Consider the following 14,673-nt stretch of genomic DNA (forward strand, 5'->3'; position numbering starts at 1 on the left):
CCGACCGTGGACCAGGAGGACTGATGGCCCAGCCGACCGCCGTCGACACCGACGACCTCGCGTCGCCGGGCGTGACCGCCGCCGCGGGATTCCGCGCGTCCGGCGTGACCGCCGGCCTCAAGGCGTCGGGCCGCCCCGACCTCGCGCTCGTCGTCAACGACGGGCCGCTGCAGGTCGGCACGGCCGTGTTCACGACGAACCGCGTCGTCGGCGCGCCCGTCGTGTGGTCGCGCCAGGTCGTCGCCGACAGCACGGTCTCGGCCGTCGTCCTCAACTCCGGCGGCGCGAACGTGTGCACGGGCCCCGATGGTTTCGCCGACGTGCACCGCACGGCCGAGAAGGTCGCGGACGTCCTCGGCGTCTCGGCGGGCGACGTGGTCGTCGCGTCGACCGGCCTCATCGGGGAGCGGCTGCCGATCGAGAAGCTCCTCGCGGGGGTCGACGACGCCGCCGCGGCGCTGCACGGCGAGGGCGGCCCCGACGCCGCGACCGCGATCATGACGACCGACACCGTCGCGAAGACCGCGCACGTCACCGTCCCCGGCGACTTCGGCACGTTCACCGTCGGCGGCATGGCGAAGGGTGCGGGCATGCTCGCGCCCGGGCTCGCCACGATGCTGTGCGTGATCACGACCGACGCGGTCGTCGACGCGGACGTCGCCGCCGACGCGCTGCGCACCGCCACACGGGCCACGTTCGACCGGGTCGACTCCGACGGCTGCATGTCGACGTCGGACACGGTCGCGCTGCTCGTGTCCGGCGCGAGCGGCGCGACCCCCGACCCCGCGGGCTTCTCCGCCGCGCTGACGGCCGTGTGCGGGCAGCTCGCCCGACAGCTCGTCGCGGACGCCGAGGGCGCGACGCACGACGTCGCGATCACGGTCGTCGGCGCCGAGACCGAGGACGCCGCCGTCGCCGTCGGCCGCGCCGTGGCCCGCTCCAACCTCTTCAAGGCCGCGATCTTCGGCAACGACCCCAACTGGGGCCGCGTGCTCGCGCAGGTCGGGACGGTGCCCGAGTCGGTCGCCGCGTTCGACCCCGAGCTCCTCGACGTCACGATCAACGGCGTCCAGGTCTGCCGGGCCGGGGGAGCGCACGCACCCCGCACCGAGGTCGACCTCGCGGCGAACCGCGAGGTGCACGTCCTGATCGACCTCCACGCGGGCACCGAGCTCGCGACGATCTGGACCAACGACCTCACGCACGACTACGTCCACGAGAACAGCGCGTACTCCACATGAGCGGCATCCCCGACGACTTCGTCTTCGACACCCGGACGGACCTGCGCCCGGACCAGAAGGCGGAGGTCCTCATCCAGGCGCTGCCGTGGCTGCAGAAGTTCAGCGGCGCGCTCGTCGTCGTGAAGTACGGCGGCAACGCGATGATCGACGACACGCTCAAGCGTGCCTTCGCCGAGGACATGGTGTTCCTGCACCAGGTCGGCCTGCGGCCGGTCGTCGTGCACGGCGGCGGCCCGCAGATCAACGCGATGCTCGACCGGCTCGGCATCGAGTCCGAGTTCCGCGGCGGCCTGCGCGTCACGACGCCCGAGGCCATGGACGTCGTCCGCATGGTGCTGACCGGCCAGGTGTCGCGCGAGCTCGTCGGGCTCCTCAACGCGTACGGCCCGCACGCGGTCGGCCTGTCGGGCGAGGACGGCGGGCTGTTCCAGGCGCGCCGCCGCACCGCGGTCGTCGACGGCGAGCACGTCGACATCGGCCTCGTCGGCGACGTCGTGCACGTCAACCCGGGTGCCGTGCAGGACCTGCTCGACGCGGGACGCATCCCGGTCGTCTCGACGGTCGCGCCCGACATCGACGACCCGACGCAGGTGCTCAACGTCAACGCCGACACGGCCGCCGCGGCGCTCGCGGTCGCGCTCGGCGCGCGCAAGCTCATCGTCCTCACGGACGTCGAGGGCCTGTACACGAGCTGGCCGGACCGCACGTCGCTCGTGCGCCGCCTGCGCGCCCGCGAGCTCGCCGAGCTGCTGCCGTCGCTCGACTCGGGCATGCGCCCGAAGATGGAGGCGTGCTGGCGCGCCGTCGAGGGCGGCGTCGGCCGCGCGCACGTCATCGACGGCCGCGCCCCGCACTCGATCCTCGTCGAGGTCTTCACGTCCGACGGCATCGGCACGATGGTGCTGCCCGACGAGGAGCCCGCCGACGCCCCGTTCACCGCCCCCGTGCCGGCCGTCCGGCCCACCCCGGAGGTCCCCGCATGAGCACCGACGTCACGCCCTCGGGCGGCCGGCACCGGGCCCCGGCGGCCCCCGACGCCTCGCTGCCCGTCCAGGCCGTCGACGGCTCGGTCGCGCAGTGGACCGAGCGCTACACGCACGCGCTCATGGACACGTTCGGCGCGCCGCAGCGCGTGCTCGTGCGCGGCGAGGGCCCGTTCGTGTGGGACGCCGACGGCCGCCGCTATCTCGACCTGCTCGGCGGGATCGCGGTGAACTCGCTCGGCCACGCGCACCCGACGCTGACCGCGGCGATCAGCGCGCAGCTCGGCACGCTCGGCCACGTGTCGAACTTCTTCGCGAGCCCGACGCAGATCGCGTTCGCCGAGCGGCTCCTGTCGCTCGCGCAGGCGCCGGAGGGGTCGCGCGTCTTCCTCACCAACTCCGGCACGGAGGCGAACGAGGCGGCCTTCAAGCTCGCGCGGCGCAACGGCGGCCCGGACCGCCCGCGGGTACTCGCGCTCGAGGGGGCGTTCCACGGCCGGTCGATGGGCGCGCTCGCGCTCACCCACAAGGCGGCCTACCGGGAGCCGTTCGAGCCGCTGCCCGGTGGTGTCGAGTTCCTGCCGTTCGGCGACGCCTCGGCGCTCGAGGCCGCCTTCGCCGACGGTGCGGGCGCCCAGGTCGCCGCGCTCGTCGTCGAGCCGATCCAGGGCGAGGCCGGTGTGCGGCCGCTGCCGCCCGGCTACCTCGCGCTCGCGCGTCGGCTGACGGCCGAGCACGGCGCGCTCCTGATCCTCGACGAGGTCCAGACGGGCATGGGCCGGACGGGCTCGTGGCTCGCGTACCAGCAGCCGGAGATCGGCGGCGGCATCGTGCCCGACGCGGTCACGCTCGCGAAGGGCCTCGGTGGCGGGTTCCCCGTCGGCGCGCTCGTCGCGTACGGCGAGCGGACGGCCACGCTGCTCGGCCGCGGTCAGCACGGCACGACGTTCGGCGGCAACCCGGTCGCCGCGGCGGCGGGTCTGGCGACGATCGCGGTGATCGAGCGCGACGGCCTGCTCGACCACGTCCGGACGCTCGGCGCCGCGCTGCGCGCACGGGTCGCCGGCCTCGGCCACCCGCTCGTGACCGACGTGCGCGGCGCGGGTCTCCTGATCGCGCTCGAGCTCGCCCGGCCCGTCGCGCCCCAGGTCGCCGCGGCGGCGCTCGACGCGGGCTTCGTCGTCAACCCGTGCACGCCGACCACGATCCGGCTCGCGCCGCCGTTCGTCCTCACCGAGGAGCAGGCCGGCACGTTCGTCGACTTCCTCGCGGCGGTCCCGGCGGATCTGGGGGCCGACGCATGACGCGGCACTTCCTGCGCGACGACGACCTGACGCCCGCGGAGCAGCGCGACGTCCTCGAGCTCGCGCTCGCGTTCCGCGACGACCGGTACGTGCGCCGGCCGCTCGTCGGCCCGCGCGCGGTCGCGGTGATCTTCGACAAGCCCACGCTGCGCACGCAGGTCTCGTTCACGACGGGCATCGCCGAGCTCGGCGGCTACCCGCTGCTCGTCGAGGGCAAGCTCGCGCAGATCGGCGTGCGCGAGTCGGTCGCGGACACCGCGCGCGTGCTCGGCCGGCAGGTCGCGGCGGTCGTCTGGCGGACGTTCGAGCAGGCGCGCCTCGACGAGATGGCGCAGCACGCGGGCGTCCCCGTCGTGAACGCGCTCACGGACTTGTTCCACCCGTGCCAGGTGCTCGCGGACCTCGCGACGGTCGCGCTGCACCGCGGGGGTGTCGGCCGCCTCGCGGGCCAGACGCTCGCGTACGTCGGCGACGGCGCGAACAACATGGCGCACTCGTACCTCCTGGGCGGAGCGACCGCCGGCCTGCACGTGCGGATCGGCACGCCCGACGGGTACCCGCCCGACGCGGGCGTCCTCGCCGACGCGGCGGCGGTCGCCGAGCGCACGGGCGGCTCCGTCGCGGTCGTCGGCTCGATCGCCGAGGCGGTGACGGGTGCGGACGTCGTCGCGACCGACACCTGGGTCTCGATGGGCCAGGAGGGCCAGGCGGCCGAGCGCGAGACGCCGTTCGTGCCGTTCCGCGTCGACGCGGCCGCCCTGGCGCTCGCCGCGCCGGACGCGATCGTCCTGCACTGCCTGCCCGCCTACCGCGGCAAGGAGATCACCGCCGACGTGCTCGACGGCCCCCAGTCGGTCGTCTGGGACGAGGCCGAGTTCCGCCTGCACGCGCAGAAGGCGCTCCTGACGTGGCTGCTGGAGCAGTCGTGAGCGTCGCGTCCGGGCCGGTCCCGTCCACCAAGGCGGCGCGCCAGGCGCTCGTCCAGTCGCTCCTGACCCGCGGCACGGTGCACTCGCAGCAGCAGCTCGCCGAGCTCCTCGCCGCCGAGGGCGTGTCCGTCACGCAGGCGACGCTCTCGCGCGACCTCGTCGAGCTGCGTGCCGTGAAGGTGCGCACCCCGTCGGGTGGGCTCGCCTACGCGGTCCCGGCCGAGGGCGGTCACCGCGCCGCGACGACGGGCGTCGACGAGGAGATGCTCGCCGCGCGGCTCGCGCGCCTGTGCGCGGAGCTGCTGGTCACCGCGGAGGCGTCGGGCAACCTCGTCGTCCTGCGCACCCCGCCGGGCGCGGCGCAGTTCCTCGCCTCGGCGATCGACCACTCCGTGCTGCCCGCCGTGCTCGGCACGATCGCGGGCGACGACACCGTCCTCGTCATCGCCCGCGAGGGCGACGACACCGGGCCGGCGGCCGCGGGCACCGCGCTCGCGGCCCGCTTCCTCGCGCTCGCGACCGACGCACGGCCCGAGTCGCGTCCGCGCACCCTCGACTGAGCACCCCAGACCTGCACACCCCCTGAGAAGAGAGAAGTTCCATGACTGAGCGTGTCGTCCTCGCGTACTCCGGCGGCCTGGACACGTCCGTCGGCATCGGCTGGATCGCGGAGGCCACCGGTGCCGAGGTCATTGCCGTGGCGGTCGACGTCGGCCAGGGCGGCGAGGACCTCGAGGTCATCCGCCGGCGTGCGCTCGACTGCGGCGCGGTCGAGGCGTACGTCGCCGACGCGCGTGACGAGTTCGCCGCCGAGTACTGCATGCCCGCCCTCAAGGCGAACGGCCTGTACCTCGACCGCTACCCGCTGGTCTCGGCGCTCTCGCGTCCGGTGATCGTCAAGCACCTCGTGCGCGCCGCCCGCCAGTTCGGCGCGACGACCGTCGCGCACGGCTGCACCGGCAAGGGCAACGACCAGGTCCGCTTCGAGGTCGGCATCACCTCGCTCGCGCCCGACCTGACGTGCCTCGCACCCGTCCGTGACCTGGCCCTGACCCGCGACAAGGCGATCGACTTCGCGGAGAAGCACGACCTGCCGATCGCGACCACCAAGCACAACCCGTTCTCGATCGACCAGAACGTGTGGGGCCGCGCCGTCGAGACCGGCTTCCTCGAGGACATCTGGAACGCCCCGACGAAGGACGTCTACACCTACACCGACGACCCGACGTTCCCCCCGGTCGCCGACGAGGTCGTCGTGACGTTCGAGGCGGGCGTGCCCGTCGCGCTCGACGGCGTCCCGGTGACGCCGCTCCAGGCCATCCAGGAGATGAACCGCCGCGCGGGCGCCCAGGGCGTCGGCCGGATCGACATCGTCGAGGACCGCCTCGTCGGCATCAAGTCGCGCGAGGTCTACGAGGCGCCGGGCGCGATCGCGCTCATCGCCGCGCACCAGGAGCTCGAGAACGTCACCGTCGAGCGCGAGCAGGCCAGGTTCAAGCGCGGCGTCGAGCAGCGCTGGACCGAGCTCGTCTACGACGGCCAGTGGTTCTCGCCGCTCAAGAAGTCGCTCGACGTGTTCATCGACGACACCCAGAAGTACGTCTCGGGCGACGTCCGCCTCGTCCTGCACGGCGGTCGCGCGACCGTCTCGGGCCGCCGGTCCGACGCGTCGCTGTACGATTTCAACCTCGCGACGTACGACACGGGCGACACGTTCGACCAGTCCGCCGCCAAGGGATTCATCGAGATCTACGGCCTGTCGTCCAAGCTCGCCGCCGCGCGCGACGTGCGGTTCGGCAACGCCGAGGACCTCGGCTCGCAGGGCGGGATCGGCAGTGTCTGACGAGCAGGCGCCCCTGGCCCTGTGGGGCGGCCGGTTCGCGTCCGGACCGGCCGCCGCGCTCGCCGACCTGTCGCGGTCGACGCACTTCGACTGGCGGCTCGCCGACCACGACATCTCGGGGTCGGTCGCGCACGCGCGCGTCCTGCACCGGGCCGGGCTGCTGACCGCCGACGAGCTCGACGGCATGGTCGACGCGCTCGAGCGGCTGCGCGCGGACGTCGCGTCGGGCTCGTTCGGACCGGCACCCGACGACGAGGACGTGCACACGGCCCTCGAGCGTGGCCTGATCGAGCGCGCGGGTGCCGACCTCGGCGGCAAGCTGCGCGCGGGGCGCTCGCGCAACGACCAGATCGCGACGCTCGTGCGGATGTACCTGCGCGAGCAGGCGCGCGTCCTGTCGGGGCTCGTGCTCGACGTCGTCGACGCGCTCGTCGCGCAGGCCTCTGCCGCGGGCGACGCCCCGATGCCCGGGCGCACGCACCTGCAGCACGCGCAGCCCGTCCTCCTGGCGCACCACCTGCTGGCGCACGCGTGGCCGCTGCTCCGCGACGTCGAGCGCTGGGTCGACTGGGACGCGCGCGCCGCGCGCTCGCCCTACGGCTCGGGTGCGCTCGCCGGGTCGTCGCTCGGGCTCGACCCGGCCGCGGTCGCGGCCGAGCTCGGGTTCGACGGTCCCGTCGAGAACTCGATCGACGGCACCGCGTCGCGCGACGTCGTCGCCGAGTTCGCGTTCGTCGCCGCGATGCTCGCCGTCGACGTCTCCCGGCTCGCCGAGGAGGTCGTGCTGTGGTCGACCAAGGAGTTCGGGTTCGTGCGCCTGCACGACGCCTACTCCACGGGGTCGAGCATCATGCCGCAGAAGAAGAACCCGGACGTCGCCGAGCTCGCGCGCGGCAAGGCGGGGCGCCTCGTCGGCGACCTCACCGGCCTGCTCACGACGCTCAAGGGCCTCCCGCTCGCGTACAACCGCGACCTGCAGGAGGACAAGGAGCCGGTGTTCGACCAGGTCGACCAGCTGACGGTCCTCCTGCCCGCGTTCGCGGGGATGGTCGCGACCCTCACGTTCGACACCGACCGCATGGCCGACCTCGCACCGCAAGGCTTCTCGCTGGCCACGGACGTCGCGGAGTGGCTCGTCCGCGAGGGCGTGGCCTTCCGCGTCGCGCACGAGATCGCCGGGGCGTGCGTCCGCGCGTGCGAGGAGCGCGAGCCCGCGATCGAGCTGTGGGAGCTCAGCGACGACGACCTCCTCGCGATCTCCCCGCACCTCACGAGCGGGGTCCGATCGGTCCTGTCCGTCGAGGGCTCGCTCGCCTCGCGCGACGCTGCCGGCGGCACCGCCCCCGTGCGCGTCGCCGAGCAGCTCGCGTCCGCGCGCGACGCGGCGACGGCCCTGCGTGCGCGGTTCGCCCCGGACTGACGCGGCCAGGTTCCTCATCGCGGGGGCTCGTCGGCCGATGGGTCCGGCGACCCCCACGTCGGCACGCGCCAGTCGCTGGACGTGGTCGGCACGACGAGGAGCGACACCCGAGTGAGCACCACCAGCACGGCCGTGAGTCCCGACGTCCGCTCCGGCCGGGCGGCCGCCCGCACGGCGCGGCGGGCGGCCTCGCTGGACCGGCCGTACCTGAGCACGCTCACCGGCTTCCAGCGGTGGTTCGCGAACATGTCGATCCGCGCGAAGGTGCTCACGCTCGCGCTCGTCATGCTCACGATGGTCCTGGCCGTCCTCGTCGTCGCCTGGGTGGACGGCACCGAGGTCGTCGCGCTCGCGGGCGACGACCCGGCGGTCGCGGAGCACGTCGGCGCGACCCGCCGCACGCTCGTCGGCCTCGGCGTCGCCGCGACGGTGCTCGCGGGCGGCCTCACCACCTGGGGCGCGCACGCGATCGACCGCGAGCTGAGCCGGCTCTTCCGGGTGTCCGCCGCGGTGGAGGCGGGCGACCTCACCCAGCGCACGCGGCTCGACAACCGGGACCAGATCGGCCGCGCGGGCCGTGCGCTCGACACCGGCCTGGACGCGCTGCACGGCTCGCTCAGGGTCGTCGCCGACGAGGTGGTCGTCCTGCACGACGCGGCGCAGCAGCTCGACGACGGCAACCGGACGCTGTCGGCCACGGCCGAACGCGCGAGCTCCGACGCCGACGCCGCCGCGTCGGCAGCCGAGCAGGTGGCGCAGACCGTCCGGTCCGTCGCAGCCGGTGCCGACCAGATGGGTGCCTCGATCCGGCAGATCGCGAGCAACGCGAGCGAGGCCCTGCACGTCGCGACCGAGGCGACGACCGCGGTGGACGACGCGGTGCGCACCGTTGGTCGCCTCGGCGACTCCTCGGAGCAGATCGGCGCGGTCGTGCGGCTCATCACGTCGATCGCGGAGCAGACGAACCTGCTGGCGCTCAACGCGACGATCGAGGCGGCGCGCGCCGGCGACGCGGGCAAGGGCTTCGTCGTCGTCGCGAACGAGGTCAAGGAGCTCGCCGGCGAGACCGCGCGGGCGACCGACGAGATCGCGCGCCGGATCGCGGCGATCCAGGTCGACACCACGGCCGCGGTGGACGCCATCGGACGCATCACCCAGGTGATCGCGGCGATCAACGAGTACCAGTCCACGATCGCCGCGGCGGTCGAGGAGCAGTCGGCGACGACCGCCGCGATGTCCCGCGGCGTCGGCGAGGCGGCGACGGGGATCGGGGAGATCGCGACGTCCGTGTCGTCGGTCGCGAGCGGTGCGGGCCGGACCAGCGACGCCCTGGCACGCGAGAGCGTCGCCGTCGGGTCGATCGCGGAGGTGTCGGACCGTCTGGCGTCCTCGACGGCGGCGTTCCGCCTCTGACCGGCATGATGTCCTCTCCGTCGAGAGGAGGCCGCGTGACCGTTCCGACGCCTGGGACCGACGCCGTCGACGTGGTCGTCGCGCAGGCGCGAGCCGCCCGGCCCCGCCTCGGTGGCGTGCGGCTCGTCTGCGTCGACGGCCCGGCCGGCTCCGGCAAGTCGACGCTCGCGCGCCGGGTCGGCGCGGCGCTGGGGGCGACCGTGCTCCACGTCGACGACCTGCTCGACGGGTGGTCCGACCTCGAGGGCGTGTGGGAGCGGCTCGACGCGCAGGTGCTCGGGCCGCTCGCGGCCGGGCGGCCGGGCCGGTACCGCCGGTACGACTGGACGGCGGGCGCGTTCGCCGAGTGGCACGACGTCCCGGTGCCCGAGGTCCTCGTCCTCGACGGCTGCGGCTCGGCGCGGACCGCCGCGGATGCCGTCGCGGCCGTGAAGGTCTGGGTCGAGGCACCGCGCGACCTGCGCCTGTCGCGCGGGCTCGAGCGCGACGGCGCCGCCGCCCGCGAGCACTGGCTCGCGTGGATGGTCGCCGAGTCGGAGCACTTCGCCCGGGAGCGCACGCGGGAGCGCGCAGACGTCCACGTCGACGCCGTCGGCCGCCTCGTCGAGCGCTGATCGCACGGCCCGTCCGCCGATGGTCGCGCGGCTTCACCGCGAAGATCGGGCGGTCCGGGCGGCGTGGGGTGCGTGGTCGGCACGGCGACGCTCGCGCGGTCGGCACGCCGACGCTCGGCGTCCGCGACCCGGATCGGCGAGCCGGTCGCGCGGCCGGTGCGGCAGGATGAGCGCGTGACCCAGCCCAGCGAGGTACCGACGACACCGGACGCGGCCGACCCGCGCGCGGTCGTCGCGGTGCCCGCCCGCGTCTGGTACAGCCGCGACGTGCACGTCGTCGCGCGGGACCTGCTGGGCTCCTACCTGACGTCGCGCTCGCCCGAGGGCGACGTGACCGTGCGCCTCACCGAGGTCGAGGCCTACGGCGGCGCCGACGACCCGGGCTCGCACGCCTACCGCGGCCGCACGTCGCGCAACGCGGTGATGTTCGCCGAGCCGGGACGCCTGTACGTCTACCGCCACCTCGGCCTGCACCACTGCCTCAACGTCGTCGCCCAGCCGACGGGCAGCCCGGCCGCGGTCCTGCTGCGCGCCGGCGAGGTCGTCGAGGGCGAGGACCTCGCGTGGGAGCGTCGCGAGCGCGTCGGCGTCGTCGACTCCCAGCGGCAGCTCGCGCGCGGCCCCGCCCGGCTCGCGGTGTGCCTCGGCCTGGACCTGCGCGCCAACGGTGCGGACCTCACGGAGGCCGGCGGCGCGACCGTGCTGCACCGGCACGCGGGGTCGTCGCTGTCCGCGCACGCGTCCGGCCCGCGCGTCGGCGTGTCCGGCGCCGGCGGCGAGGCGCACTTCCCCTGGCGCTACTGGCTGACGGGGGAGCGCACCGTGTCGGCGTACCGGCCCGCGTATCGGCGGCCGGCGTCGGTAGACGTCCCGTGAGGACGACGACGTCGGCCCTGTGCCCACCGCGCTCCGCGGGTCGCTTGCCCGCGCGGGGCAGTCGGCCCGTCCACGGCGTGCCGGCGACCTCGGACGCGACGCACGCCCAGGACTCGCGGCCCACCCGGGACGCGCGGTCCCCCCGGAGCACCTCGCCTCTCGAGGGCGCCGTGACCACGGCCGCCCCGACCTTCGCAGGAGAACCCTCGTGACCCACATCCTCGACGAGCTCGCGTGGCGCGGCCTCGTCGCCCAGACCACCGACGCCGACGCGCTGCGTGCCGCCCTCTCGGACGGCCAGGTGACGCTGTACTGCGGCTTCGACCCGACCGCGCCGAGCCTGCACATCGGCAACCTGGTCCAGATCCTCACCGTGCGCCGCCTCCAGGACGCCGGTCACCGCCCGCTGGCGCTCGTCGGCGGCGCGACCGGGCTCATCGGCGACCCGAAGATGACGGGGGAGCGCACCCTCAACTCGCCGGAGATCGTCGCCGGCTGGGTCGAGCGCATCCGCCGCCAGATCGAGCCGCTGCTGCGCTTCGACGGCCCGGCCGCCGCGACCATGGTGAACAACCTCGAATGGACCGCGCCGCTGTCCGCGATCGACTTCCTGCGGGACGTCGGCAAGCACTTCCGCCTCGGCACGATGCTCGCCAAGGACACCGTCGCGCGTCGCCTCAGCAGCGAGCAGGGCATCAGCTTCACCGAGTTCAGCTACCAGATCCTGCAGGGCATGGACTTCCTCGAGCTGCACCGCCGGCACGGCGTGACGCTCCAGACCGGCGGCAGCGACCAGTGGGGCAACCTGCTGTCGGGCGTCGAGCTCATCCGCAAGGTCGAGGGCACCGCGGTCCACGCGCTCACCACGCCGCTCGTGACGAAGGCCGACGGCACCAAGTTCGGCAAGACCGAGGCCGGCACCGTGTGGCTCGACCCCGAGCTCACGACGCCGTACGCCTTCTACCAGTTCTGGCTCAACGCCGACGACGCCGACGTCGTGAAGTACCTGAAGATCTTCACGTTCCGCTCGCACGAGCAGATCGAGGACCTCGCCGAGGCCGTCGCCCAGCGACCGGCCGCCCGCGAGGCGCAGCGCGCGCTGGCGCACGACGTCACGTCCCTCGTCCACGGCACCGCCGCGGCCGACAAGGTGGTCGCGGCGAGCCAGGCGCTCTTTGGGCGCGGGTCGCTCGGCGACCTCGACGAGGCGACGCTCGCCGCCGCCGTCGCGGAGCTCCCGACCGCGCCCGGCCGCGCGGGCGACCCGGTCGTCGACGTGCTCGCCGCCTCGGGCATCGTCGCGTCGAAGGCGGCGGCCCGCCGGGCGATCGGGGAGGGCGGCGCGTCGGTCAACAACATCCGGGTCGAGGCGGAGGACGCGGTCCTGCGCACCGAGGACCTCCTCCACGGGCGGTGGGCCGTCCTCCGCCGCGGCAAGCGCACCCTCGCCGTGGTCGACGCGCACGCCTGACCCCACACGCACCGGCCCGTCCCGCGCGCCCGACGGATGCCCGGTCCCCTCGTGGGGCCGGGCATCCGTCGTCGAGGCCGGTACATCCCGTGCGCTCGCCGACCGGCCGGGGGTCGTCCGGCTCGTCGCCGGCGCCGGGCGAGCTCGGCTGGCGGGACGGTCGTCCGTGGACGCCGTGCGCCGAGAGACCGTGCCGCGCGCGCCGACCCCGCGACCAGCGCGCGCCGCGCAGCGGACCCGGCCGACGGGGACTGGGCGGTCGACGGACGCACCGTCGACGCACGCACCGTTGGCGCCGTCCCGCGCGGTGCGCGGGCGGACGGACGGGACATGTCGAACGAAGCGGCACCTGCGGGGGCGGGGGAGTCCGGGGCCTACGGCCCGCCGTCCGACAGCGGTCGACGGTGTCCGCGCAGGTCAGGGCGGCTCCGGGACGCTCCGAAGGCGCCCCTGCGATGCCTGGTGACGGGGGTCACCGCAACCGGATTTGCCTCCGTGGCCAGGGCCCGCGTAATGTTCTCGATGTCGCCCGGCAGGGAGGAACGGACACCGAGGAACGATCCCGGTGGCTGGTCCCGAGGGTGGCCGCCCCCGAACAGAACCGCAGGAGCTCAGTGCGCCTGCAGCTCGTTCGGGAGGGCCTGAGCCCGCAACCGCGAGCCCCACGGGGCGGACGGGAACGGCCGGAAGGTCCGGTAAGATGGAGAACGACAAAGCCTCTGACGAAGAGCCGAAAGGCTCGAGCGGATGCGCGTCTGTTCCTTGAGAACTCAACAGTGTGCCAAGTAGTCGATGCCAAGATGGTTCATCGCACGGTTTCGTGTGGTGGGTCTTGGTTGAGATTGAGAGGGCTTGTCCCGCCCCGTGGGTCGGGTCTTCTCGTGAACAGCCGAATCTGATTGGTCCTTCGGGACTGTTTCGTGTGTCGGTTGCTGGCCTGCTTCGGTGGGTCGGTGCCATGTAGACATTTACGGAGAGTTTGATTCTGGCTCAGGACGAACGCTGGTGGCGTGCTTAACACATGCAAGTCGAACGGTGACGACCAGCTTGCTGGTCTGATCAGTGGCGAACGGGTGAGTAACACGTGAGCAACCTGCCCCTGACTCTGGGATAACGACCGGAAACGGTCGCTAATACCGGATATGAGAGGCCCGGGCATCCGGGTTTCTGGAAAGTTTTTCGGTCAGGGATGGGCTCGCGGCCTATCAGCTTGTTGGTGGGGTAATGGCCTACCAAGGCGACGACGGGTAGCCGGCCTGAGAGGGCGACCGGCCACACTGGGACTGAGACACGGCCCAGACTCCTACGGGAGGCAGCAGTGGGGAATATTGCACAATGGGCGAAAGCCTGATGCAGCGACGCCACGTGAGGGATGACGGCCTTCGGGTTGTAAACCTCTTTCAGCAGGGAAGAAGCGCAAGTGACGGTACCTGCAGAAGAAGCGCCGGCTAACTACGTGCCAGCAGCCGCGGTAATACGTAGGGCGCAAGCGTTGTCCGGAATTATTGGGCGTAAAGAGCTCGTAGGCGGTTTGTCGCGTCTGCTGTGAAAACCTCAGGCTCAACCTGGGGCTTGCAGTGGGTACGGGCAGACTAGAGTGCGGTAGGGGTGACTGGAATTCCTGGTGTAGCGGTGGAATGCGCAGATATCAGGAGGAACACCGATGGCGAAGGCAGGTCACTGGGCCGCAACTGACGCTGAGGAGCGAAAGCATGGGGAGCGAACAGGATTAGATACCCTGGTAGTCCATGCCGTAAACGTTGGGCACTAGGTGTGGGGCTCATTCCACGAGCTCTGTGCCGCAGCAAACGCATTAAGTGCCCCGCCTGGGGAGTACGGCCGCAAGGCTAAAACTCAAAGAAATTGACGGGGGCCCGCACAAGCGGCGGAGCATGCGGATTAATTCGATGCAACGCGAAGAACCTTACCAAGGCTTGACATACACCGGAAAAGTGCAGAGATGTGCTCCCCGTAAGGTCGGTGTACAGGTGGTGCATGGTTGTCGTCAGCTCGTGTCGTGAGATGTTGGGTTAAGTCCCGCAACGAGCGCAACCCTCGTCCCATGTTGCCAGCGGGTTATGCCGGGGACTCATGGGAGACTGCCGGGGTCAACTCGGAGGAAGGTGGGGATGACGTCAAATCATCATGCCCCTTATGTCTTGGGCTTCACGCATGCTACAATGGCCGGTACAAAGGGCTGCGATACCGCGAGGTGGAGCGAATCCCAAAAAGCCGGTCTCAGTTCGGATTGGGGTCTGCAACTCGACCCCATGAAGTCGGAGTCGCTAGTAATCGCAGATCAGCAACGCTGCGGTGAATACGTTCCCGGGCCTTGTACACACCGCCCGTCAAGTCACGAAAGTCGGTAACACCCGAAGCCAGTGGCCCAACTCGCAAGAGAGGGAGCTGTCGAAGGTGGGACTGGCGATTGGGACTAAGTCGTAACAAGGTAGCCGTACCGGAAGGTGCGGCTGGATCACCTCCTTTCTAAGGAGCATCTGGCACCGGGTTCGCCTGTCATGGGTGAGCTTGTGGTGTCCAGGCCCACGCCCTGGCCGGATGTGCTGGGGGTGGTGCTC

11 protein-coding genes and 1 rRNA gene are annotated in these 14,673 nt (G+C 72.6%); all 12 read left to right on the forward strand.

The annotated features are described in order from the left end of the window. Window positions 1–23: 23 nt before the first annotated feature. The 12 genes from argJ to GXP71_RS05160 all read left to right on the forward strand — a co-directional run bounded on the left by argJ (window position 24) and on the right by GXP71_RS05160 (window position 14,581). On the forward strand, window positions 24–1,241 hold the full coding sequence (gene argJ / locus GXP71_RS05105; RefSeq protein WP_162351776.1) for a bifunctional glutamate N-acetyltransferase/amino-acid acetyltransferase ArgJ: 1,218 nt from the start codon (window positions 24–26) through the stop codon (window positions 1,239–1,241). After that, a complete protein-coding gene (gene argB, locus GXP71_RS05110; protein ID WP_162351777.1) occupies window positions 1,238–2,224 on the forward strand; it encodes an acetylglutamate kinase in 987 nt (328 codons plus the stop codon). Before argJ ends, argB begins: the two co-directional genes overlap by 4 nt. Then, complete coding sequence (locus GXP71_RS05115; RefSeq protein WP_162351778.1) at window positions 2,221–3,528, forward strand: acetylornithine transaminase; 1,308 nt, start codon at window positions 2,221–2,223, stop codon at window positions 3,526–3,528. The genes argB and GXP71_RS05115 overlap by 4 nt, the downstream gene beginning before the upstream one ends. Continuing rightward, the gene (gene argF / locus GXP71_RS05120) at window positions 3,525–4,457 is read left to right on the forward strand and encodes an ornithine carbamoyltransferase (protein ID WP_162351779.1); all 933 of its coding nucleotides are present in this window, start codon (window positions 3,525–3,527) and stop codon (window positions 4,455–4,457) included. Before GXP71_RS05115 ends, argF begins: the two co-directional genes overlap by 4 nt. Continuing rightward, window positions 4,454–5,017, forward strand: a complete 564-nt coding sequence (locus GXP71_RS05125; protein ID WP_162351780.1) for an arginine repressor — start codon at window positions 4,454–4,456, stop codon at window positions 5,015–5,017. Before argF ends, GXP71_RS05125 begins: the two co-directional genes overlap by 4 nt. A 41-nt stretch (window positions 5,018–5,058) precedes the next feature. Then, window positions 5,059–6,300, forward strand: a complete 1,242-nt coding sequence (locus GXP71_RS05130) for an argininosuccinate synthase (protein ID WP_162351781.1) — start codon at window positions 5,059–5,061, stop codon at window positions 6,298–6,300. Beyond that, window positions 6,293–7,720 (forward strand): argininosuccinate lyase, encoded by a 1,428-nt coding sequence (gene argH / locus GXP71_RS05135; protein WP_162351782.1) that lies wholly within the window; start codon window positions 6,293–6,295, stop codon window positions 7,718–7,720. Before GXP71_RS05130 ends, argH begins: the two co-directional genes overlap by 8 nt. A 111-nt stretch (window positions 7,721–7,831) precedes the next feature. Continuing rightward, a complete protein-coding gene (locus GXP71_RS05140) occupies window positions 7,832–9,133 on the forward strand; it encodes a methyl-accepting chemotaxis protein (RefSeq protein WP_162351783.1) in 1,302 nt (433 codons plus the stop codon). 35 nt (window positions 9,134–9,168) lie between these two features. Continuing rightward, a complete protein-coding gene (locus tag GXP71_RS05145) occupies window positions 9,169–9,747 on the forward strand; it encodes a (d)CMP kinase (RefSeq protein WP_238402631.1) in 579 nt (192 codons plus the stop codon). Window positions 9,748–9,921: 174 nt separating this feature from the next. Beyond that, the gene (locus GXP71_RS05150; RefSeq protein WP_162351785.1) at window positions 9,922–10,623 is read left to right on the forward strand and encodes a DNA-3-methyladenine glycosylase; all 702 of its coding nucleotides are present in this window, start codon (window positions 9,922–9,924) and stop codon (window positions 10,621–10,623) included. A 208-nt stretch (window positions 10,624–10,831) separates the two neighbouring features. Beyond that, window positions 10,832–12,094 (forward strand): tyrosine--tRNA ligase, encoded by a 1,263-nt coding sequence (gene tyrS, locus GXP71_RS05155; protein WP_162351786.1) that lies wholly within the window; start codon window positions 10,832–10,834, stop codon window positions 12,092–12,094. 967 nt (window positions 12,095–13,061) lie between these two features. Beyond that, window positions 13,062–14,581, forward strand: a 16S ribosomal RNA gene (locus tag GXP71_RS05160). The last annotated feature ends 92 nt before the right edge of the window (window positions 14,582–14,673 follow it).

The sequence above is a fragment of the Cellulomonas sp. H30R-01 genome (assembly GCF_010119915.1).
In the GTDB taxonomy this organism is placed as follows: Bacteria; Actinomycetota; Actinomycetes; order Actinomycetales; family Cellulomonadaceae; genus Cellulomonas; species Cellulomonas algicola.